Annotated in this window: 23 protein-coding genes and 1 tRNA gene; 14 read left to right on the top strand and 10 right to left on the bottom strand. The window is 71.7% G+C overall.

Translation table 11 applies throughout. The features are described from left to right. Positions 1-95: 95 nt before the first annotated feature. Positions 96-374 carry a DUF4031 domain-containing protein gene (locus FB047_RS01895; protein WP_136585532.1) on the bottom strand — a complete coding sequence of 93 codons (279 nt, stop codon included), beginning with the start codon at positions 372-374 and terminating at the stop codon, positions 96-98. Between the two features lie 214 nt (positions 375-588). On the opposite strand from FB047_RS01895, the gene rplU reads away from it, so the two are divergent. From rplU to rsfS, 9 genes are all read left to right on the top strand, one after another. Further along, a complete protein-coding gene (gene rplU, locus FB047_RS01900) occupies positions 589-897 on the top strand; it encodes a 50S ribosomal protein L21 (protein ID WP_076675829.1) in 309 nt (102 codons plus the stop codon). 18 nt (positions 898-915) lie between these two features. Continuing rightward, complete coding sequence (gene rpmA, locus FB047_RS01905) at positions 916-1,173, top strand: 50S ribosomal protein L27 (RefSeq protein WP_058596273.1); 258 nt, start codon at positions 916-918, stop codon at positions 1,171-1,173. Between the two features lie 150 nt (positions 1,174-1,323). Continuing rightward, entirely contained in the window at positions 1,324-2,868 is a 1,545-nt protein-coding gene (gene obgE / locus FB047_RS01910; RefSeq protein ID WP_136585533.1) for a GTPase ObgE, read from the top strand. Further along, the gene (gene proB / locus FB047_RS01915; protein WP_136585534.1) at positions 2,865-3,701 is read left to right on the top strand and encodes a glutamate 5-kinase; all 837 of its coding nucleotides are present in this window, start codon (positions 2,865-2,867) and stop codon (positions 3,699-3,701) included. The genes obgE and proB overlap by 4 nt, the downstream gene beginning before the upstream one ends. Positions 3,702-3,705: 4 nt before the next feature. Further along, a complete protein-coding gene (locus FB047_RS01920) occupies positions 3,706-4,965 on the top strand; it encodes a glutamate-5-semialdehyde dehydrogenase (RefSeq protein ID WP_136585535.1) in 1,260 nt (419 codons plus the stop codon). Positions 4,966-5,020: 55 nt separating this feature from the next. Beyond that, complete coding sequence (locus FB047_RS01925) at positions 5,021-5,245, top strand: hypothetical protein (protein WP_136585536.1); 225 nt, start codon at positions 5,021-5,023, stop codon at positions 5,243-5,245. 10 nt (positions 5,246-5,255) lie between these two features. Next, positions 5,256-5,852, top strand: coding sequence for a nicotinate-nucleotide adenylyltransferase (gene nadD / locus FB047_RS01930; protein WP_136585537.1), 597 nt, complete (start codon positions 5,256-5,258; stop codon positions 5,850-5,852). Next, positions 5,849-6,961, top strand: a complete 1,113-nt coding sequence (locus tag FB047_RS01935; RefSeq protein WP_136585538.1) for a hypothetical protein — start codon at positions 5,849-5,851, stop codon at positions 6,959-6,961. Before nadD ends, FB047_RS01935 begins: the two co-directional genes overlap by 4 nt. After that, on the top strand, positions 6,958-7,338 hold the full coding sequence (rsfS, locus tag FB047_RS01940) for a ribosome silencing factor (RefSeq protein ID WP_136585539.1): 381 nt from the start codon (positions 6,958-6,960) through the stop codon (positions 7,336-7,338). The genes FB047_RS01935 and rsfS overlap by 4 nt, the downstream gene beginning before the upstream one ends. A 191-nt stretch (positions 7,339-7,529) precedes the next feature. Here rsfS and FB047_RS01945 read toward each other — a convergent pair. The 5 genes from FB047_RS01945 to FB047_RS01965 form a co-directional block, all read right to left on the bottom strand. Further along, positions 7,530-7,602: transfer RNA gene (locus FB047_RS01945), tRNA-Ala, on the bottom strand. 42 nt (positions 7,603-7,644) lie between these two features. Beyond that, positions 7,645-8,508 (bottom strand): 3-methyladenine DNA glycosylase, encoded by an 864-nt coding sequence (locus FB047_RS01950; protein WP_136585852.1) that lies wholly within the window; start codon positions 8,506-8,508, stop codon positions 7,645-7,647. Between the two features lie 44 nt (positions 8,509-8,552). Then, complete coding sequence (locus tag FB047_RS01955) at positions 8,553-9,263, bottom strand: SOS response-associated peptidase (protein WP_136585540.1); 711 nt, start codon at positions 9,261-9,263, stop codon at positions 8,553-8,555. Between the two features lie 138 nt (positions 9,264-9,401). Further along, the gene (locus FB047_RS01960; protein WP_136585541.1) at positions 9,402-10,433 is read right to left on the bottom strand and encodes an App1 family protein; all 1,032 of its coding nucleotides are present in this window, start codon (positions 10,431-10,433) and stop codon (positions 9,402-9,404) included. Positions 10,434-10,438: 5 nt separating this feature from the next. Beyond that, positions 10,439-11,119: a DedA family protein gene (locus FB047_RS01965; protein ID WP_136585542.1), complete on the bottom strand. Its 681-nt coding sequence runs from the start codon at positions 11,117-11,119 to the stop codon at positions 10,439-10,441. A gap of 42 nt (positions 11,120-11,161) precedes the next feature. Here FB047_RS01965 and FB047_RS01970 point away from each other — a divergent pair, with 42 nt between their 5' ends. Then, positions 11,162-12,418, top strand: a complete 1,257-nt coding sequence (locus FB047_RS01970; protein WP_205822573.1) for an anthranilate synthase component I family protein — start codon at positions 11,162-11,164, stop codon at positions 12,416-12,418. 65 nt (positions 12,419-12,483) lie between these two features. Continuing rightward, entirely contained in the window at positions 12,484-15,057 is a 2,574-nt protein-coding gene (leuS, locus tag FB047_RS01975) for a leucine--tRNA ligase (protein WP_205822582.1), read from the top strand. 64 nt (positions 15,058-15,121) lie between these two features. Here leuS and FB047_RS01980 read toward each other — a convergent pair whose 3' ends face one another. Continuing rightward, entirely contained in the window at positions 15,122-15,631 is a 510-nt protein-coding gene (locus FB047_RS01980) for a DUF2087 domain-containing protein (RefSeq protein WP_136585544.1), read from the bottom strand. 108 nt (positions 15,632-15,739) lie between these two features. On the opposite strand from FB047_RS01980, the gene FB047_RS01985 reads away from it, so the two are divergent. The 3 genes from FB047_RS01985 (at position 15,740) to holA (ending at position 19,874) form a co-directional block, all read left to right on the top strand. Beyond that, positions 15,740-16,399: a ComEA family DNA-binding protein gene (locus FB047_RS01985; RefSeq protein ID WP_136585545.1), complete on the top strand. Its 660-nt coding sequence runs from the start codon at positions 15,740-15,742 to the stop codon at positions 16,397-16,399. Beyond that, on the top strand, positions 16,396-18,702 hold the full coding sequence (locus FB047_RS01990; protein ID WP_136585546.1) for a ComEC/Rec2 family competence protein: 2,307 nt from the start codon (positions 16,396-16,398) through the stop codon (positions 18,700-18,702). The genes FB047_RS01985 and FB047_RS01990 overlap by 4 nt, the downstream gene beginning before the upstream one ends. Positions 18,703-18,836: 134 nt before the next feature. Further along, complete coding sequence (holA, locus tag FB047_RS01995; protein WP_136585547.1) at positions 18,837-19,874, top strand: DNA polymerase III subunit delta; 1,038 nt, start codon at positions 18,837-18,839, stop codon at positions 19,872-19,874. A gap of 133 nt (positions 19,875-20,007) precedes the next feature. Here the strand turns inward: holA and FB047_RS02000 are convergent, their stop codons facing one another. From FB047_RS02000 to FB047_RS02010, 3 genes are all read right to left on the bottom strand, one after another. Beyond that, positions 20,008-20,829, bottom strand: coding sequence for an alpha/beta hydrolase (locus FB047_RS02000; protein ID WP_136585548.1), 822 nt, complete (start codon positions 20,827-20,829; stop codon positions 20,008-20,010). 182 nt (positions 20,830-21,011) lie between these two features. After that, on the bottom strand, positions 21,012-21,272 hold the full coding sequence (rpsT, locus tag FB047_RS02005) for a 30S ribosomal protein S20 (RefSeq protein WP_136585549.1): 261 nt from the start codon (positions 21,270-21,272) through the stop codon (positions 21,012-21,014). Between the two features lie 115 nt (positions 21,273-21,387). After that, positions 21,388-22,113: an alpha/beta fold hydrolase gene (locus tag FB047_RS02010; protein ID WP_136585550.1), complete on the bottom strand. Its 726-nt coding sequence runs from the start codon at positions 22,111-22,113 to the stop codon at positions 21,388-21,390. Between the last annotated feature and the right edge of the window lie 133 nt (positions 22,114-22,246).

Here is a 22,246-nt window from a genome sequence, read left to right on the forward strand (position 1 = left end):
CCCGGCGGCGGCGTGCGGCCCCTCACGCACGGCGGAGGGGCGGATGCCGCGCTCGCGCGCGTCCGCGTCCGACTCGACCTCCCGCGAGGTCGGTGTCAGCGTCCCGCGTCGCGGCGCTCGCGCGCGGTGATGCGCAGCCCCGAGGCGCGCAGGCGCCGGACGAGCTCTCTGCCGCCCACGTGCTCCGCGCCCGCGGCGACGAGGTCGGCGTGCCGCTCGTCGGGGACGTCGTAGTGATCGAGGTCGAAGGCGCGGCGGGGGATCCCCGCGGCCTCGGCGAACGCGTGCAGTTCGGCGAGATCGCTGTCGCTCACCAGATGCGCCCACAGCCGTCCGTGCGCGGGCCACTGCGGGTCGTCGATGAGGATCGCCATCCCGCGATCCTACGGGCGACACGCGGGGCGGATGCTTTTGCCGGATGCCTCCGGGTGAGCTAAACTCGACCCTTGGTGCGTCGCGTCCGCTCTCATCGGAGCGTGACCCCGCTGACTTTCGTCGGCCGGATCGCACCGAGACTTGGGTCGTCAGACCCTCCCGACGTCATCAGACAACCGGAGCCGTGCGCTCCCGAACGAAAACAGGTGTGAAGTGGTTTACGCAGTTGTGCGCGCCGGCGGCCGCCAGGAGAAGGTCCAGGTCGGCACGGTCGTCGTGCTCGACCGCCAGAAGGCGAAGGTCGGCGAGAGCATCCAGCTGCCCGCCGTCCTGTTCGTCGACGGCGACGCGGTCACGACCGACGCCGACAAGCTCGCGAAGGTCTCGGTCACGGCCGAGGTGCTCGGCGAGGAGCGCGGTCCGAAGATCGTGATCCAGAAGTTCAAGAACAAGACCGGCTACAAGAAGCGCCAGGGCCACCGTCAGGACCTCACGCGCGTCAAGATCACCGGCATCAAGTAAGAGCCAGGAGACGCAGAGATGGCACACAAAAAGGGCGCAAGCTCCACCCGCAACGGTCGTGACTCCAACGCACAGCGCCTCGGCGTGAAGCGCTTCGGCGGCCAGGCCGTCAACGCCGGCGAGATCCTCGTCCGCCAGCGCGGCACGCACTTCCACCCCGGCGCCAACGTCGGCCGTGGCGGCGACGACACGCTGTTCGCTCTGGCCGCCGGTGCGGTCGAGTTCGGCAACAAGGGCGGCCGCAAGGTCGTCAACATCGTCGCCGCTGCGGAGTAATCCTCAGCGCTCCGGCGCTTCCGAGGGGGTGGGCACTGCCCGCCCCCTCGTCTTTTTTCCCGTGCAGCGGCGACCCGAACCCGCCTGCACCGACGGCATCCCCGTCTCCGCCGCGTCGGCCCCGCCGCCGCTCACCCGGAAGGACCCGCCATGGTCACCTTCGTCGACCGCGTGACCCTGCACCTGCGTGCGGGCAAGGGCGGCAACGGCTGCGTCTCGGTGCGCCGTGAGAAGTTCAAGCCGCTGGCCGGTCCCGACGGCGGCAACGGGGGCAGCGGCGGCGACGTCGTGCTCGTCGCCGACCCGCAGGTGACCACCCTGCTGTCGTACCACCACTCGCCGCACCGCTCCGCCGGCAACGGCGGATTCGGCATGGGCGACCACCGCTCCGGTGCCCTCGGCGAAGACCAGGAACTGCCGGTCCCGCTCGGCACCGTCGTGAAAGACCCCGACGGCAACGTCCTGGTCGACATGCTCACCCCGGGCATGCGCTTCGTCGCCGCCCCGGGCGGCCTCGGCGGTCTCGGCAACGCGGCGCTGGCGTCTCCGAAGCGCAAGGCCCCCGGCTTCGCACTGCTCGGCACCCCGGGCTGGGAGGGCGATGTCGTCCTCGAGCTCAAGACCGTCGCCGACGTAGCGCTGGTCGGCTTCCCCTCCGCGGGCAAGTCGAGCCTCATCGCCGCGGTGTCGGCGGCGCGTCCGAAGATCGCCGACTACCCCTTCACCACCCTCCACCCCAACCTGGGCGTGGTGCAGGCGGGCGATGCGCGCTACACGATCGCCGATGTGCCGGGCCTCATCGAGGGGGCCAGCGAGGGCAAGGGTCTCGGCCTGGAGTTCCTCCGTCACGTCGAACGCTGCACGGCCCTCGTCCACGTGCTCGACTGCGCCACCCTCGACCCGGGTCGCGACCCGCTGAGCGACCTCGACATCATCCTCGCCGAGCTGGCCGCCTACCCCGTGCCGGAGGGGCAGCTCCCGCTGCTCGAGCGGCCCCAGATCGTCGTGCTCAACAAGATCGACGTCCCCGAGGCGCACGAGCTGGCCGACTTCGTCCGCCCCGACATCGAGGCCCGCGGTTTCCGCGTCTTCGAGATCTCCACGGTCAGCCGTGCGGGCCTGCGCGAACTCACCTTCGCCCTCGGCGACATCGTCGATCAGCACCGCCGTGCGACGGTCGACGCCGCTCCCGCGGAGCGCGTCGTCATCCGCCCCAAGGGCGCCGAGAAGGACTTCGAGATCAAGGTCGAGGGCGGCACGTACGGCCCCGTCTACCGGGTCCTCGGCGAGAAGCCGGTCAAGTGGGTGCAGCAGACCGACTTCCAGAACGAGGAGGCCGTGGGCTACCTCGCCGACCGCCTCGCGCGCCTCGGCGTGGAGGACGGGCTGTTCCGCGCCGGTGCGGTCGCGGGCGCGACCGTGGTGATCGGCCCCGGCGACGGCATCGTCTTCGACTGGGAGCCCACCCTCACCTCGGCGGCCGAGCTCATGACGGCCCCGCGCGGTACAGACCCGCGCCTCGTGCAGAACAACCGCCGCACCTCGACCGAGCGTCGTGAGCAGTATCACGAGCGCATGGATGCCAAGGCCGACGCCCGCGCCGAACTCGAGGCCGAGCGCCGCGCGGCGCGGGCCGCGGGGATCTCGCCCGACGGCGACTCGTCCGCGCTGACGTTCGAGGACGAGGAGCGATGACCGCGACGACGCGCGCCGACATCCCCGGCGCCGCCCGAGTCGTGGTCAAGGTCGGTTCGTCGTCGATCAGCGGAGACGGTGCGCACCGCATCGACACGATCGTCGAGGCCCTGTCGCGCGCGCACGGCGCGGGCACCGAGGTCGTGCTCGTGTCGTCGGGCGCCATCGCCACCGCCCTCCCGCTGCTCGATCTCGGCGGGCGTCCGAACGACCTGGCGACGCAGCAGGCCGCGGCCGCGGTCGGGCAGAACGTCCTCATGTGGCGCTACCAGACCTCGCTCGACCGTTTCGGTCTCCTCGCCGGACAGGTGCTGCTGACCGCCGGCGACCTCGAGAACGCCACGCACCGTTCCAACGCCCGCCGGGCCATGGAGCGGCTCCTGGGTCTCGGCATCCTCCCCATCGTCAACGAGAACGACACCGTCGCGACCCACGAGATCCGCTTCGGCGACAACGACCGACTGGCCGCGCTGGTGGCCCAGCTGATCGGCGCCGACGCGCTCGTGCTGCTCAGCGACATCGAGACCCTCTTCACCCGGCCGCCCAGCGAGCCCGGCGCGCGCCCGATCACCGATGTCGCGTGGGGCGACGACCTGTCCGACTTCGAGTTCGGCGCGGGCGTCGTCAACGGCGTCGGCACCGGGGGAGCGGCCACCAAGGCCTCCGCGGCGAAGCTCGCGTCGACCGCGGGAGTGGGGGTCCTCGTGACCAGCGCCGACCTCGTGGCATCCGCTCTCGACGGCGACGCCGTCGGCACCTGGTTCGCCCCGAATCCCGACCCCGTCACCCTCGCCACGGGCCCCGTGGGCGCCGTGGGTGCGCCGGTACACTGAGCGCATGACCGCGATCGCCGCCTCCGTCGACGAGCGCCTGCGTCTGGCCAAAGACGCGGCGCGCGAGATCGCCCTGCTCGACGGGCCGCGCAAGAGCGCCGTGCTGAACGCGGTGGCCGACGCCCTCGTCGCCGCCACTGCCGACATCGTCGCGGCCAACGCCGTCGATCTGGAGCGGGGACGAGCGGATGCCATCGGCGAGGCCCTCCTCGACCGACTGCGCCTCGACGACGCCCGGGTCGCCGCCCTGGCCGCCGCGGTGCGCGCCGTCGCGGAGCTGCCGGATCCGGTCGGCCGGATCCTCGACGAGCGCACGCTGCCCAACGGCCTCGCGCTGCAGAAGGTCGCGGTGCCGTTCGGCGTCGTCGGCTCGATCTACGAGGCGCGTCCCAACGTGACCGTCGACATCGCCTCGCTCGCCCTCCGCTCCGGCAACGCCGTCGTGCTGCGCGGCGGTTCGGCCGCGCAGAGCAGCAACGCCACGCTCGTGCGCGTCATGCGCGAGGCTCTGAGCGCTCAGGGCGTCACCCCCGAGGCAATTCAAAGCGTCGACGACTTCGGCCGCGACGGGGCGCGCGCCCTCATGAACGCCCGGGGGCTGGTCGACGTGCTCGTGCCGCGGGGGAGCGCTTCGCTCATCGAGACCGTGGTGACCGAGTCGACCGTCCCCGTGATCGAGACCGGGGCCGGAGTCGTGCACGTCTTCCTCGACGCCACCGCCCGAGACGACTGGGCGCGGGACATCGTGCTCAACGCCAAGGCGCAGCGTCCGAGCGTGTGCAACGCCGTCGAGACGGTCCTCGTGCACCGCGCCGCCGCCGATCGCCTGCTGCCCGAGCTGCTGGCATCCCTGTCCGACGCGGGCGTCACGGTGCACGGCGATGAGGCGACCCGGGCTCACGACGACCGCGTGGTGGCGGCCACCGACGACGACTGGGCACGCGAGTACGGCACTCTGGACCTCGCGATGCGGGTGGTCGACGACCTCGACGAGGCGCTCGCGCACATCCGCCGCTACTCCACGCAGCACACCGAGGCGATCGTCACGGCCGACCAGACCGCCGCCGACCGCTTCCTCGCCGAGGTCGATTCGGCCGTCGTGCTGGTCAACGCCTCGACGCGTTTCACTGACGGGGGCGAGTTCGGCTTCGGCGCCGAGGTCGGCATCTCGACCCAGAAACTCCACGCCCGCGGCCCCATGGGGCTCGCCGAACTGACGAGCACCAAGTGGCTCGGGCGCGGCGGCGGCCAGGTCCGCGCCTGACCGCCTAAAATGGCAAGGCGCATCGCGATGCGCGCACACTTCGAACGGAGCACTGATGACTTTCGTGTCACTTCTCGCCCAGGCCGCTGAAGAGGGCGCCCACCACGGGGGCAACGTCCAGGCCTCGACCTTCTGGTACGGCGTGGTGGCCTTCGTCGTCTTCATCTCGCTGGGCCTGGTCACGCTGTCGTACCGCAACGTGTCCAACCGTCACGCGCACAAGGCCGAGGCCTACACGCAGAAGCACGGCACGCCCACGCCCGAGGCCCACGGCCACTGAGGGCCACCGTATGTCGGTGACGCGCGCCCCTCGTATCGGGGTCATGGGTGGGACGTTCGATCCCATCCATCACGGTCACCTCGTCGCGGCCAGTGAGGTCGCCCAATCGTTCGATCTCGACGAGGTCGTCTTCGTGCCGACGGGTCGCCCGTGGCAGAAGGACGACGTCACCGAGAGCGAGCACCGCTATCTCATGACGGTGATCGCGACGGCATCCAACCCCCAGTTCACGGTGAGCCGCGTCGACATCGACCGCGCAGGGCCCACCTACACGATCGACACCCTGCGCGACCTGCAGGAGCAGCGTCCGGGCGCGGAGCTCTTCTTCATCACGGGAGCCGACGCCGTCGCGCAGATCCTCAGCTGGCGCAACCATCAGGAGCTGTGGGACCTGGCGCACTTCGTCGCCGTCTCGCGCCCCGGCCACGTGCTCACCACGGAGGGACTTCCCTCCGAGAACGTGAGCCAGCTGGAGATCCCGGCCCTGTCGATCTCGTCCACAGACTGCCGCGCCCGCGTGCGCCGAGGACACCCCGTGTGGTACCTCGTGCCCGACGGTGTCGTGCAGTACATCGCCAAGCATCACCTCTACCGGAGCAAGGCATGAGCACTTCCGAGAATCCCGAGACGCCCGCCCTGACCCGTCGTCAGCTGCGCGAGCTGCGTCAGACCGGCGCGACCCCGATCATCCCGCCGCAGCCCGAGGGCGAGCAGGCCCCGGATGCCGCGGAGTCCGCGCCCGCGGACGTGATCGATGCGGTTCCCGCCGGCGCGACCGAAGCCCCCTCGACCGAAGCCCCCGCGCCCGAGGAACGTCACGACGACGGCGTCGTCGCCGACGAGTCGGAGACCCGCGACGAGACCGATGAGGCCGCCCCTGCGCCCGCGGTGAGCGGTGACATCCCCGCTCCCGCTCCGATCGAGGAGCCGACGGCGCCCGCTCTGCGTCCCGCCACCTTCGATTCGGCGTTCGGCGACGCGGGCGCCGAGTTCGGCGTGTCCGGCCTCACGCGTCGTCAGGTGCGCGCGCAGGAGAAGATCCGCACGGCGGCCGTTCCCATCATCAGCCCCGATCTCGAACCGGCTCAGCCGCGGCAGAGCCCGCTGCCGACGCCCGCAGCCGCCGAGGGAACCCTCCCCGCGATCTTCCGTCCCGCCGTCGCCGACACCGACGAGAACGCCGTCGCCTCGACCGACGAGGTTCCCGCGCCGTCGGTGGTCAACCCGGCGCTCGGCTCCGATCTGCTCGACGGACAAGCGCCGGATGTCACCCTCCCGGCCTCGTTCGATCAGCTGATCGCCCGCAACACCGGCGCGACCGGAGCGGTGTCGACGCCGAACGCCCTGATCCTCTCGCAGACCCCCGCGGGCGTCCCGCTCGTGGGCCCGATCAACGGCACCGGAGAGATCATGATCACCGGCACCTTCGAGCTCCCCGAGGGTCTCGGATCGGTCGGTCACGCACCCGGCACCACCGACGGCCGCGACGCCGACGCGGTGCTCCTCGACGGCGAGCTCCCGCCCGCCTCGTCCCCCACGCCGATCGCCGCCAGCGCCGCGATCAGCACCGTCAAGCAACCGGGCGAGATCATCCGCCCCCCGGCGCCCGAGAAGGGGAGCAAGCTCCTCGTCGGCCTCATCATCACGACCGGCGCGCTCGCGCTGGCGGTGGCCGTCACCCTCGTGCTCGCCTTCACGACAGGAGTCTTCCGATGACAGCCACCGACAACGGCCGCGAGATGGCGCAGATCGCCGCCCTCGCCGCCGACTCCAAGAGCGGCGACGACATCGTCGCCCTCGACGTGTCCGAGCCCCTGCCGCTCGTCGACGTCTTCCTCCTCGTCACCGGTCGCAACGAGCGCAACGTCGCCGCGATCGCCGACGAGGTCGAGGAGAAGCTCCTCGAGGCCGGCCACAAGCGTCTGCGCCGCGAGGGACGCCAGGAGTCGCGCTGGGTGCTCCTGGACTTCGGCGACCTCGTCGTGCACGTCTTCCACGAGGAGGAGCGCGTCTACTACGGCCTCGAGCGCCTCTGGAAGGACTGTCCCGTCATCCCGATCGAGCTGCCGACGCCGGCCAACGCGGCCGATTAAAGGCCCCTCGATCAACGCCCTCTGCCCGCCGGCAGGGGGCGTTCTCGTTGGCGTACGCGCGGTGCGGCAGGGAGGGCGCAGGAGAGCGGCCGGCCGCAACGGCGGAACGGGGGAGGGCGGATGCCGCTGCTCGCTGTTCCGCACGGATGCAACGAGAAAGCCCCCGCCGAAGCGGGGGCTTTCTCTCTGGGTGGACCTGAGGGGACTCGAACCCCTGACCCCCTGCATGCCATGCAGGTGCGCTACCAGCTGCGCCACAGGCCCGTGTTTTTTGTTTTCCGCCCCGTTTGAGGCAACTCCATGAGCTTACAACACGGAACGCAGACGAGAAAAATCGGCGTCGCCGGGCGTGTCGTCGGGTGCGGTCACGGCAGCGACGAGCCGCGCGCGGAGGGCCTGTCCGCGGGCGCTCATGGCACGTTGGCGCGCCACGTACTCCGCCTTGCCCTCGGGGGTCTCGATCGCCACGGCGCGGTACCCCCAGTCCGCCAGGTCGTACGGCGAGGCCTCCATGTCGAGCGTGCGGATGTCGCGAGCCAGCTCGAACGCGTCGAGCAGCACGTCGCCGGGAACCAGGGGGCCGAGCTTGACGGCCCACTTGTAGACGTCCATGCCGGCGTGGAGACACCCGGGCTGCTCGCGCTCCGCCTGATCCTCGCGTCGGAGCGCTGCGCGGTTCAGCGGAACCGCCTCGGGCGTGAAGAAGCGGAACGCGTCGAAGTGCGTGCACTTCAGCTCGTGCGCGTCGACGACCGCGTCGGTGCCGTCCCGGCCGAGCCGCAGCGGAACCGCGTGGCGCACCTCGTCGGCGCGATACGCCATGGCCCACTCGTGCAGGCCGAAGCACCCGAACTGCGGGGCCCGGTCTCGCGTGGCGCGCAGGAGGTTGACGATGCCGCGGTACATCGAGCCCTTCTCGGCGCGAAAGCCGGCGGCATCCACCCTCACGTCATCGCCCCGGCCGCGGTACCAGCGCCACGCGGAGCGCTCGGGGGCGTCACGCAGCACGATGCCCGGTCCGGGATGCCACCGGCGCAGGATCGCGGATTTGTAGGAGTAGTACGTGAACAGGAAGTCCTCGACGGGGTGCTTCTCGCCGCGGCTCGCGCGCGCGCGATGCGCGGCCGTCAGCGCCTCGGCGCGCTCCGCGTGCGCGGACGCGAGCGGCATCCATTCGTCTCGGGAGAGCACCGCGTCCGCAGCGAGCAGGTCGCTCACTCGACGCGCTCGATGAGCTCGGGGGAGTCGTTGCGCACATTCCCGACCGCCGACGAGACGACGTGATCGTCGAGGGTCTCGGCGACGTCGGGAGCCGCGTCGATCGCGGCGTCGAGGATGTCGCCGACGTTCTCGGTGGTGGGGTCGAGCCACGCCTCGGCGACGTCGGGGTCCATGAACAAGGGCATGCGGTCGTGGATGGACCCGAGCCGGCCGATGGAGTCCCGCGTGAGGATCGTGCAGCTGAGCACCCACCGGGCGGGATCGTCATCGGCGCGGGCGGGGTCTTTCCACCACTCGTACAGCCCCGCGAAGAACAGCGGCGAGCCGTCGGCGGGGTGGATGTAGTGGGGTGTCTTTCCGGCGTCGGTGGTCTTCCACTCGTAGTACCCGGATGCCGGGATGATCGCACGGCGCTTGATCAGCGCGTTGCGGAACATCGGCTTGTCTTCGACCTCTTCGCTGCGGGCGTTGAACGCGCGCGCACCGATCTTGACGTCTTTCGCCCACCCCGGGACGAGACCCCACCGGGCCACCTCGAGGCGTCGGACGGGCGGCTCGCTCTTGAGGGAGTCGAGCACGATCGCCACCGGCGAGGTCGGCGCGATGTTGTACGAGGGGCGCGGCAGCTCGTCGGCCTCGACGTCGACGCGCAGCACCCCCACGAGCTCACTGGCGACATTGGCCACGACGAATCGACCGCACATGCCTCCACCGTACGCGGACCCTCCGACACCGGGATCCGCGAGCGGGCGCCGAACACGGCCGCGACCGACGGCACGCCGCTCCCCGCGCGCATCACGACGGTCTTCCCGGCGCGGAAGGGGACGCCGCGGCATCCGGGATCAGGCGTCGGGGGATATGACCCCGACGCTCTCGAGGCGGTCGAGCAGCGCGGCGCCGTCGGATCCTGTGACCCACGGCACCTCGGCCGCCGAGTGGTCGTCGACGACGGTGCGCCCGCCGGCGAGCACGGCCTCGGCGGGCAGCAGGCGGCGGATGGCGACGGCTTCGACGTTCTGCGGGTGCTCGATCGCGAAACCGGTGTAGATCGCGTCGTCGTGCTGTCCGTCGTCACCGACGAGGAGCCACTTGACGTCGGGGAACTCCGCGGCGAGGCGGCGCAGGTTCTGCTCCTTGTGGTCGCGGCCGCTGCGGAACCACCGGTCGTGGGTCGGCCCCCAGTCGGTGAGCAGGAAGGAGCCTGCCGGGAACAGGTGCCGGCGCATGAAGCGCGTCAGGGTGGGGGCGACGTTCCACGCACCCGTGGAGAGGTAGATGACCGGGGTTCCGGGATGCTCGCGCGTGAGGCGCTCGAGCATGACCGCCATGCCGGGGACGGGCTGGCGCGCGTGCTCGTCGACGACGAAGGAGTTCCACGCCGCGAGGAGCGGTCGGGGGAGGGCGGTGACCATCACGGTGTCGTCGACGTCGCTGACGACCCCGAAGCGCACGTCGGAGCCGACGATGAAGACCCGGGTCTCGGCGGGCTCGCTGCCCTCGACCGACATCGTGATGCTCTGCCACCCCGGTGCGAGCGACGCGGGAAGCTGAGCGTCGATGACCCCGCCGCGATCGGCCGCGACCTGATGCGTCACCCCGTCGATCACGACCGTGACGTGCGCGAAGCCCACCGGCACCGCGGCGAAGCTGCGCCATCCGCGCAGGCTCTCGAGCTCGCCGGTGGAGGTGCGCCGCTTCGGCGGGGCGATGAGGACGCGACCGAGGACGCGCACCCACTCCTCGGTGCCGTAGCCCGGGAAGCCGGTCACGGCGGGCCGGAGACCGCGGGCCCGGGCGCGACGTTCGCGCCAGCGGTGGAAGCGACGCTCCAGTCGGGCGAACCAGAGCACTTTGGCGCGAGGATTGCGAGGCATCCGCCTCAGTCTTTCACGTCACCGTCCGCGGATTCGAGGATCTGGTCGTCATCGGCCAGGTGACGACGTTCCATCCGTTCGATGACCTTCTTGCCGACGAAGACGAGGATCAGGAAGACGACGAGGATGCCGACGAACACGTAGCCGGCGTAGTGGATCTGGTCGCTGAGCTCGCGGTAGGTGCCCGCGGCGCCCGCCGCGACGCCGACGTACAGGCTCGCCCACACGGCGCAGGCCGGGGCCGTCCAGGCGAGGAAGCGCCGATAGCTGTAGCCGCTCATGCCGACGGTGAGGGGGACGAGCGAATGCAGCACGGGGAGGAAGCGCGAGAGGAAGATCGCCGGCCCCCCGCGGCGGCGGAGGTAGCGGTCGGCCCGGTCCCAGTTGCGCTCGCCCAGCTTCCGACCGAGTCGGGAGGCGCGGATACGCGGTCCGAAGAACCGTCCGAGCCAGAAGCCGAAGCTCTCGCCGATCAGCGCTCCCACGACGATCGCGGCGGCGAGGACCACGCCCTCGATCGGGGAGGCGACCGCGGTGCCGGCCACGATCACCATGGTGTCGCCGGGCACGATGAGACCGACGAGCACGCTCGTCTCGAGCATGACCGCGATGCCGGCGATGACCGTGCGCAACACGGGGTCGACGTTCTGGACGACGTCGAGCAGCCACGTGAGGATCTCGTTCACCTCCGTCAGCCTAGAGCCGCCGGCCACGCCTAGCCTGGGAGCGTGCCCGACTCCTCCTCCCCGTTCGCCCGGATCGGCTGGATCGATCCCGAGGCGGTCTTCGTGCACCTGTTCGCGACCGCCGCGCACGCCTTCTGGCTCGACGCCGGGACGGATGCCGAGACGGGCTGGAGCTGGATGGGCACCGGGACGCCCGTCGCCCCGGACGCTCCTCTCGCGGTCGTCGCCGCGCGCGCCGACGGCGGCGACGACTCCCACCACCGTGCCTCCGACGACGGGGCGTTCCGCGGGGGATGGGTCGGCTGGCGGACGTACGAGGGGGCCGACGCCTGGATGAGGGTCGACGCCCTCGTCGCCTTCGACCACGGCAGCCGCCGCGTCCTCGTCTTCGGCGACGCCGACCTCGCGGCGCGGGCGGCGGCGGCGCCGGCCGCTCCCGCCGTGGCCTCCGCGACGGCCAGGGGAGCGGCATCCGCCCGCGTCTCACCCGACCGGTACGCCGAGCTCATCGAGGAGTGTCGCGACCGCATCCGTGACGGCGACGCCTACCAGCTCTGTCTCACCACTCGCTTCACCCTGGCGGGGAGCTTCGACGCCCTCGACGTCTTCCGACGCCTGCGCGCGACGTCGACCTCGCACCACGCCGGCTTCGTCCGCTTCGGCGAGACGGCGCTCGCGAGCGCCTCTCCCGAGCGGTTCCTGCAGGTGCGCGACGGGCGCGTGCATACGCATCCCATCAAGGGCACCCGGCGCCGCGCCGCCGACGCGGCCGCCGATCGCGCGCTCGCCGAGGAGTTGCGCACGGATGCCAAGGAGCAGGCCGAGAACGTCATGATCGTCGACCTGATGCGCAACGACCTCTCGCGCGTCTGCGAGCCGTCGAGCGTCGGCGTCGACCGCCTGCTCGAGGTGGAGACCTACCCCAACGTGCACCAGCTGGTGAGCGAGGTGTCGGGGACGCTCCTGGCGGCGACGACCCTCGGCGACCTCCTGTCGGCGACGTTCCCCGCGGGCAGCATGACCGGCGCTCCCAAGGCCTCGGCGATGCAGATCCTCGCGGCGCTCGAGGCCGAGCCCCGCGGCGTCTACTCGGGAGCCTTCGGATGGATCGGCGACGACGGCTCCGCCGACCTCGCGATGGTCATCCGCAGCGTCGTGGTGCAACCGGATGCCGCCTGGGTCGGCGCCGGGGGAGGCATCACGTGGCGGTCGGTCGCGGCATCCGAGGTGGCCGAGGTCGGGCTCAAAGCGCGCAGCCCCCTCGCCGCCCTCGGGGCCGAGGTCCCGCCCGGGTGGTGACGCGGACTCCGATAGCCTGGGGGTTGGTCCCCGCGGCCTCCCGACCTTCACGATTGGCTTCACCCGTGTCTCAGAATTCCGCAGCAGACCCCCGCGAGGGGGGCTTCGACACCCACGCCATCCAGGCGAAGTGGCAGCAGGCTTGGGCCGAGAAAGACCCCTTCCGCGCCGGGGGCGACGACGACACGCGTCCGCGCAAGTACGTGCTCGCGATGTTCCCGTACCCCTCGGGCGACCTGCACATGGGTCACGCCGAGAACTACCTCTACTCCGACATCGTGGCGCGCTTCTGGCGTCACCGCGGCTACAACGTGCTCAACCCCATCGGATGGGACTCGTTCGGCCTGCCGGCCGAGAACGCCGCCATCAAGCGCGGCGCCGATCCCGTCGAGTGGACGTACGCGAACATCGACCAGCAGAAGGAGAGCCTGAAGGACTACGGCGTCTCGTTCGACTGGAGCCGCGTGCTGCACACGAGCGACCCCGAGTACTACCGGTGGAACCAGTGGCTGTTCCAGAAGCTGTACGAGAAGGGCCTGGCCTACCGCAAGGACGCCCTGGTCAACTGGGACCCGGTGGATCAGACCGTGCTCGCCAACGAGCAGGTGCTGCCCGACGGCACGAGCGAGCGCAGCGGCGCCGTCGTGGTGAAGAAGAAGCTGACGCAGTGGTTCCTGCGCATCACCGACTACGCCGACCGCCTGCTCGACGACCTGAACCAGCTCGAGGGCTTCTGGCCGAGCAAGGTCCTCCAGATGCAGCGCAACTGGATCGGCCGCTCCGTCGGCGCCGACATCACCTTCGAGATCGAGGGTCGCGCCGAGAAGATCACGGTCTTCTCCACCCGCCCCGACACGCTGCACGGCGCGACGTTCTTCGTCGTCGCGCCCGAGTCCGACCTCGCGGCCGAGCTGGCGGCATCCGCCGATCAGGGCGTGCAGGAGACGTTCCGCGCCTACCTCGAGCAGGTGCAGCGCGCGACCGACATCGAGCGTCAGGCGACCGACCGCCCGAAGACCGGCGTGTTCCTCGGGCACTACGCGATCAACCCCGTCAACGGCGAGAAGCTGCCGATCTGGGCCGCCGACTACGTGCTGGCCGACTACGGCCACGGCGCGGTCATGGCCGTGCCCGCGCACGACCAGCGCGACCTCGACTTCGCGCGCGCCTTCGACCTGCCCGTGAAGGTCGTCGTCGACACCAACGCCCCCATCACCGGGGCTATCCCCGTCATCGAACTCGACGACGAGGGCGTGCCGATCGATCCGCTGGGAGAGGTCGACGAGACCGACCCCGTGAAGACCGGGATCGCGCTCACCGGCGACGGGCGCATGATCAACTCGGGTTCGCTCAACGGCCTCAGCAAGCGCAACGCGATCGCGCGGATGATCGAGGAGCTCGAGGCGAAGGGCGTCGGCCGCGCGGCCAAGACGTACCGCCTGCGCGACTGGCTCATCTCGCGCCAGCGCTACTGGGGCACGCCGATCCCGATGCTGCACGGCGAGGACGGCTCGATCACGCCCGTCCCCGCCGACCAGCTGCCCGTGCGCCTGCCCTCGGTCGAGGGCCTCGACCTCAAGCCCAAGGGCACCTCGCCCCTGGGAGCCGCGACCGAGTGGGTGCAGGTCACCGACCCCGAGACCGGGCAGACGCTGCTGCGCGACCCCGACACGATGGACACCTTCGTCGACAGCTCGTGGTACTACCTGCGGTTCCTGTCGCCGAACAACGAGACCGAGGCGTTCCCGACGCGCGAGGCGTCGAAGTGGGGCCCGGTCGACTTCTACATCGGCGGTGTCGAGCACGCGATCCTGCACCTGCTGTACGCGCGCTTCATCACGAAGGCGCTCTTCGACATGGGCCTGGTGGAGTTCACCGAGCCGTTCTCGAGCCTCATCAACCAGGGCATGGTCATCCTCGACGGCGCGAAGATGTCGAAGAGCAAGGGCAACGTCGTGCTGTTCCAGGAGGAGCTGAACGCCCACGGCGCCGACGCCCTCCGCGTCGCCCTGGCCTTCGCGGGCCCGGTGGAGGACGACAAGGACTGGAACGACGTCTCGACCACGGGAGCGGCGAAGTTCCTCGCCCGCGCCCTGCGCATCGCGCACGACGTCGACAGCGAGACCGACGTCGTCTGGGCCGAGGGCGACGCGTCGCTGCGCCGCGTGACCCACCGCCTGCTGGCCGAGGCGCCCAACCTCATCGAGCAGACGAAGTTCAACGTCGTCGTCGCCCGCCTCATGGAGCTGGTCAACGCCACCCGCAAGGCGATCGACGGCTCGGCCGGAGCGAGCGACCCCGCCGTGCGCGAGGCGGCCGAGGTCATCGCGATGACCCTCGACCTGTTCGCCCCGCACACCGCCGAGGAGATGTGGCAGACGCTCGGCTACGAGGGCTTCGTCGGTCTCGTCACCTGGCGCCAGGCCGACCCGACACTGCTCGTCGAAGACAGCGTCACCGCCGTCGTGCAGATCGACGGCAAGGTGCGCGGCACGCTGCAGGTCTCGGCCAAGATCGGCGCCGACGAGCTCGAGACCCTCGCCCGCGGCGACGAGAAGGTGCGCCGCGCTCTCGGCGACCGTGAGATCGTGCGCGCGGTCGTGCGTCCGCCGAAGGTGGTCAGCTTCTCGACGAAGTGATCGTCGATCCCGGATGTCACGTTCTCGCGCTCTACGGAGCGGTGGGGGCGTGGCATCCGGCGTTTCAGAGTCGCGGGGCGTCTCCGCGACGGTAGGCGTCTCCGGTGCGCGAGCGGGTGAGCAGTCCCGCATCGACGAGATAGCGCCGCATCGACGCGACGTCGTCGACGATCGCCGAGAGCCGCTCGTTGATCGTGGCTTCGTCGACGCTCTCGTCGACGGTGATCACGCGGTGGGCGATGCGGGCCAGCACGGCGGCGCGGTCGGCCTGACGCGCGGGATAGACGCTCAGACGGCCCGCGGAGAAGAACCGGTCGACGCCCGACGGACGCTCCGGCGCGGGGGCGGCGGCGAGGGCGCGCGCGAAGACCTCGGGGACGGGGCGCAGGCGGTCGCCGTCCCGCTCCGCGAGGCCCGCGGTCACGAGGGAGCGCTCGACGCGGCGCGCCGCTCCCGGTGACATCGCCCGGAGCTCCTCCGTCGCGTCGTCGTCGAGCACCAGCCGCGCGTAGACGCGCCGGCAGCGGTCGTCGGACAGGGTGGCGACGAGGGCGCGCCAGGCGTTCGCATCCATCGCTCCAGGCTAGGCGGGGCTCCTCCCCAACGGAGCGGTCGACACCCTCGTCCACGGATCCGCCGCGAGCGCCCGCGGGCGGGTGGCGGTCGTCCCTACCGTGAGCGCATGGCCGCCCCCTCCGCTCCGTCCCCGGATGCGGAGCGCTCTGCCGGCGCGCGACGCCGGCTCGGCGTGGGCGCGGTCATCGTGCTCGTGCTCGGTGCGTTCGCCCTCACGATCCTCATCGGGATGTTCCGCGGCGCGACCGGGGTCGAGACCGTGTCGACCGAGGCCTCGCCATCGGCATCCGCCTCGCCGGGCGCGGCCATGCCTGCGGCGACCGGCGTGTATGTGCACGTCGCCGGCGCGGTGCGCCACGCCGGGCTCTACCGGTTGGAGGTGGGCGGACGGGTCGCCGACGCGCTCGCCCTGGCCGGCGGCTTCGCCGATGACGCCGACCGCGACGGCGTCAACCTCGCCCGCCCCGTCGCCGACGGGGAGCAGATCGTCGTACCGGTGGCGGGGGCAGCGGGCGACGCCTCCGCCGCCGCGGCTGGAGGAGCGGGTGGGGCGGGCGCCGGTGGCTCGACCGGAGGGTTGATCGACCTGAACACGGCGACGAAGGAGCAGCTCGACACCCTGCCGCGCGTGGGGCCGGCGATGGCCGATCGCATCATCGCGTGGCGTAGCGAGAACGGGCGGTTCACCAGCGTCGACGACCTGCTCTCGGTTCCCGGCATCGGCGACAAGATGCTCGCGGCCCTGCGCGATCTGGTGCGGGTATGAGCGACCGGATGCTGTTGCGGCGACGCACCTGGAGATCCGTCACGGTCGCAGGCGTGGCCTGGGTCGCGGCCGCAGGAGCGACGGCGACACCCGAACCCGGGGTGATCGCGGTCGCGGCGGCGATCGGCGCCCTGGCCGCGGTCGCGCTGAGTCTCCGCGTGCGGCATCCGGCGGTCATCGTGGCGGCCGTGGCCCTCGCCTGTGCGGCCGCCGCGGCCGGGACCGTCTGGAGCCTCGCGCCGGCGCAGCGGGCGATCGCCGACCTCGAGGTCGACGGCGGGCGTCACCTCCGCGTCGCCGCGACCGTGACGGGGCATCTGAACGCGACCCCCGGGGGCACGACCTGGTTCGACGCGACGGTGTCGTCGGTACAGGCCGGGGCGACGACGGTGCGCGGGACCATCCCCGCACACATCGGGCTCGACGCCGACGGAGCGCGCGAAGCGTCGACGATCGGGCCCGGAAGCAGGATCACCGTCTCGGGAACGGCGCTGCCGCACGTCGACACCGACCGCGCCGTGCTGACGCTGCGGGGGAGCGAGATCGAAAGCGCCTCCGCACCCGAGGGCCTCTGGGCCGTCTTCGAGGAGGTGCGCGACGCTCTGGTGGCCTCGACCCGGGGGCTGCCCCCTCCCGGAGCGGGGCTGATCCCGGGGCTCGCCGTCGGCGACACCTCAGGCCTCGACCCGGGTACCGAGGCGGCCATGAACGCCGCCTCGCTGTCGCACCTGACAGCGGTGTCGGGTGCCAACTGCGCGCTCGTCGTCGGAGCGACCTTCGGCCTGCTCGCGCTGTGCGGGGCACCCCGCGGGCTGCGGGTGGGTGGCGCCCTCGTCGTCCTGGCGGCCTTCGTCGTGCTCGTGACACCCGAACCCAGCGTCGTGCGCGCCGCCGCGATGAGCGCGATCGCCCTCGTCGCGATGGGGCTCGGTCGCCCGGCCATCGGTGTCGCCGTCCTCGCGGCGGCCACGACCGTGCTGTTGATCACCGACCCGTGGCTGTGCCGCTCCCTCGGTTTCGCCCTGTCGGCCGCCGCGACCGCCGCCCTCCTCGTGCTCGCTCCACCCCTCGCGTCCGGCCTGTCGCGATGGATGCCGCCTCCCGTCGCCCTCGCCCTGGCGGTGCCGACCTCGGCGCAGATCGCCTGCGGTCCGCTGATCGTGCTGATCGACCCGCACGTGCCCCTGCTGGGCGTCGCGGCCAACATGCTCGCCGACCCCGCCGCGGCACCCGCGACGATCCTGGGTGCTCTGGCGTGCGTCGCGCCCGTGCCGTGGCTGCGCGACGGCCTCACCGCTCTGGCCTGGATCCCCGCCGCGTGGATCGCGGCCGTGGCGCGCACGACGGCCGCGATCCCCGCGCAGAACCTGCCGTGGCCGGACGGCCCGGCCGGTGCGGCGCTGCTCGCGCTCGTGGGCGCTGCGATCGCGCTCGCGATCGCCCGTCCCCGGAAGATTCCGCGTCTGACCGCCCTGGCGACGGCGATGGTCGCCGTGCTCGTGGGAGTGACCGGCGCGACGAGCGCGGTCCGCACGGTGGCGGGTCCGCTCACCGTCCCCGCGCGCTGGCAGATCGCGATGTGCGACGTCGGGCAGGGCGACGCCACGCTGTGGAGATCGGGCTCAGCCGTCGCGCTGGTCGACACCGGACCGGATCCCGCGCCGCTCGACGAGTGTCTGCGCACGCTGGGTGTCTCGCACCTCGACCTCGTCGTCCTGACCCACTTCGACAAAGACCACGTCGGGGGGACGGGTGCGGTCATCGGGCGGGCCGCGGTCGTCGTCCACGGTCCGCCCGCCGAGGCCGCCGACCAGCGTCTGCTCGACCGGCTCGAGCGTGACGGGGCCTCCGTCCAGCTCGCGACGATGGGGATGAGCGGCAGCGTCGGCGCGACGCGGTGGCAAGCGCTCGGCCCGCTTCCCGGCGCCGAGCCGGGCAATGACGCGAGCGTCGCGATCGACGTCTCGGGCGACGGGTTCCCCCGGACGATCATGCTCGGAGACCTGGGCGCCGAACCGCAGGCGGCCCTCCTCCGCCGTGTCGATCCGCCGCGCGTCGAGGTCGTCAAGGTCTCGCACCACGGGAGCGCAGACCAGGATCCCGCGCTCTACCACCGCCTGCACGCCGCCCTCGGCCTGATCGGCGTGGGTGCGCACAACACCTACGGTCATCCGACCGAGAGGCTGCTCGGCATCCTCCGGGAGACCGCGACGGAGGCGGCACGGACCGACACCGGCGGACTCCTCGCCGTCTGGCGCGAAGACGACGGGCGACTCGCCCTGTGGCAGCAGCGGGGAGGGTGAGACGGCGATGCGCGGTCGGAGGACGGGGGGAGCGGGCACGGGCGTGGCGGGGGCGAGAACCGACCGGCAGCCTCGCGACCCGAGCCGGACCCCGCCCCGACCGCGGTGTCCGAGGCGATCGGTAGGCTGGGGGAGTGACCCCGGCCCCCCGACGCGCAGCCCCCGCCAAGGCCAAATCGGCCATCCCGCAGGTGTCGTGGCGCGCCCCGCAGCCGGCGCCGGTCGTGCTCGTGTCGGGTCCCGAAGAGGTCTGCGCCGAGCGGGCGATCGCCGGCATCCGTTCGATGCTGAAGAGCGAGGACCCCAGCCTCGAGGTCACCGACATCCGCGCCGACGACTACGCCGCGGGAACCCTCCTCGCCGTGACCTCGCCCTCGCTGTTCGGCGAGCCGCGGCTGGTCCGGGTCAGCGGGGTCGAGAAGTGCAGCGACACCTTCCTCACCGAAGCGGTGTCGTACCTGTCTCAGACGCAGGAGGGCGCCACCGTCGTCCTGCGTCACACCGGAGCGAGCGTCCGCGGAAAGAAGCTGCTGGACGGCATCCGCGCGGGTAACGGCGGCGGCATCGAGATCGCGTGCCCGGCCGTCAAGCGCGACTCCGATCGCTTCGACTTCGCGGTCGGGGAGTTCAAGGCCGCGAACAAGCGCATCGCGCCCGTCGCCCTGCGCTCGCTCGTCTCGGCCTTCGCCGACGACCTCACCGAGCTCGCCGCAGCCTGCCAGCAGCTCATCGCCGACGTCCCCGGCGACATCGACGAACGCATCGTCGAGCGCTACTACGGAGGGCGCGTCGAGACCTCCGCGTTCACCGTCGCCGACACCGCCATCGCCGGGCAGTACGGACCGGCGCTGCTCGCCCTGCGTCACGCCCTGGCATCCGGAGCCGACCCCGTGCCCCTCGTCGCCGCTGTCGCGATGAAGCTCCGCACGATGGCGCGGGTCGCCGGAACCCGCGAGTCGTCGTCGGCCACCGCACAGCGACTCGGCATGAAGGACTGGCAGGTCGACCGCGCCCGCCGCGACCTCGTCGGCTGGACCGGCAACACCCTCGGCATGGCGATCCACGCCACGGCCCGCGCCGACGCCGAGGTCAAAGGCGCCTCGCGCGACCCGGTCTTCGCGCTCGAGCGCATGATCACGATCATCGCTACACGCGCCCCGTACGGGGACTGAGGGGCACGTCCCGCCGCGAGGCGAGCTCCTGCCGAGAGTCGGAGATCACGCGAGAACAGGATCGCTCGAACCTCGATCGTCCTGTCGCGGAACGATCTCCTGTCCTCACCCTCGAGGCGCCGCTCCCGTTGTGTCAGCCTGTAAGCCCCACGCGACGCGCGAGCGTCTCGAACAGCCGCCGACGCCAGGGGAGCGACGACCAGCCGTGGTCGGCTCCGTCGACCAGGGTGAACGACCCGCCCGGCATCGTCCGCGCGTAGCGGGAGCCGTAGTCCGCGGGCACGACCTCGTCGGCGGAACCGTGCAGCACGTCGACCGGCCCGGGATAGGCGCCCGCCGGACCGTACACGTCGAGTCCGTCTCGCACGTCGTCGACGATCGCGGGCCCCACGGCCATCCCGCCGAGGTCGACGTACCCTCGCGCGCGCATCGCCGCGAGCGGTTCGCCCATCACCCGGTCGTGCACCGTCATGTCATCGACGATCACGCCGGCCGGCGACCACAGGGTCACCGAGGCGACCCGCTCCGGATCCCGTGCCGCGGCGAGGGCCGACTCGACGGCGCCGAGGCTGTGGCCGACGACGTGCACGCGTCCCTCGCCCGCCACCTCGCGGATCATCGCCCGCACCTGCTCGACCTCGTCGCGCACCGTGATGTCGAAGAAGTCCCCGTCGCTCACCCCCTGTCCGAGACGGTCGAACGACCACGCCGCCGCTCCCCGGTCGACCAGGTACCGCGCCGCCTGCACGAAGAGCTGGCGCGATCCGGCCGAGGTGCTGCTGAACCCGTGCACGAACAGCACGCGCGCGGAGGCGGATGCCGCGGTCCCGGCGTCCCATCGCCAGCCGCGCAGCGTCCGGTCGCAGTGCGTCAGCTCCACCGCGGTCACGACGGGCTCCCGCTGCGCGCGGACGGCCGCGAGGTCGGGGGAGGGAGGCTCGGGGGTGTGCGTCATCCCTCGATTTTCGTCGCGCGGTGGTCCTCCCGCCACGCTCGGCCGCGCATGCGTCCGTGGGGGTAGAGTGCGCGGGCCGGTCGACCGTCCGCCGCGGGTCTCCACACCTCACCGGGTGAACGATCCCGGAAACGACGAAGCCCGCCCCGCGGATGCGGGACGGGCTGTCGAACGGCTGCGGCTCAGAGAGCGTTGACCTGCTTCGCGATGGCCGACTTGCGGTTCGCGGCCTGGTTCTGGTGGATGACACCCTTGCTCACGGCCTTGTCGAGCTTCTTGCCGGCGAGGACGAGCGCCTTCTCGGCGGCTTCCTTGTCACCGGCCAGAACGGCCTCGCGGGTGCGACGCACGTGCGTCTTCAGCTCGCTCTTGACGGCCTTGTTGCGCTCGCGCGCCTTCTCGTTGGTCTTGTTGCGCTTGATCTGCGACTTGATGTTCGCCACGTCGACGGTCTTTCGTTTGAGTGAGTGTTGGAAGTGCCGGTCGAGCGGTAGAGGGGCGCCGTACCGGCGGTCGTGGAGGTCGGGAAAAACCCCACACGCAAGCCAAGATCCGAGTCTAACAGGTCGACGTCTCGACCGTGGTGAGCGCCACGTCCAGCAGCGCGTTGAAGACGCGCGGCCTCATCGCGGTCACGAGGTGGGTCGTGCGCGGGACGACGATCAGCTCGGCATCCTTCGCGATCGAGACGAAGAGTCTCTCGTTCACGCGCAGCTGATCCCACTGCCCGTTGACGAACCAGAGCGGAACGTCGATCCGACGCAGCGCCGCCAGCAGGTCCAGCACCGACAGCGACGCGAGGGCGGTGTCCTGCGCGTCGAACGCGTAGCCGCCGGCGCCGAAGTCCGGTCGCGTCTCGGGAGGGAGAGTGCGATCCAGCACGCGATTGGTCAGTCCGAGGCCCCTATCCGGGAGGCTGTCGAATCGACGCGCGAGAAACCTGTACGCCGCGAGCCCCACCCCACGCGGGATCGAGGTGCAGGATGCCGCGACGAAGGCCGCGACCGGCGGCGGCTCCTCCCGCCCCACGTAATCGATGCACAACAGGCCGCCCATCGAGTGCCCCACGAGCAGCACGGGGCCGCGCGTCGCGGCATCCTGAACGGCCCGGTCGATCGTCGCGAACGCCTCGTCGAGGGTGAAGTCCTCGCCCCGACGCGTTCCGTGGCCCGGCAGGTCGACCGCCGTCACGGGATTCCCGCGGTCCCGCAGGTGGGCCACCTGCGCACGCCACATCGTCGCCGACGTGCGGATGCCGTGCACGAGCACGACCTGGACCGTCATGGCATCCACTGTAGGAGCGCCGCACCCCGTCGGGCCCATCCCACGGCGACCGAACGGGGCCGCGGGATCGCGCGCCGCAACGGACCTCGGAGGCTCCGGATGCCGCCTCCCCGAGCATCCGCGGACGGCGATG

This window comes from Microbacterium hydrothermale (assembly GCF_004854025.1).
Taxonomy (GTDB): domain Bacteria; phylum Actinomycetota; class Actinomycetes; order Actinomycetales; family Microbacteriaceae; genus Microbacterium; species Microbacterium hydrothermale.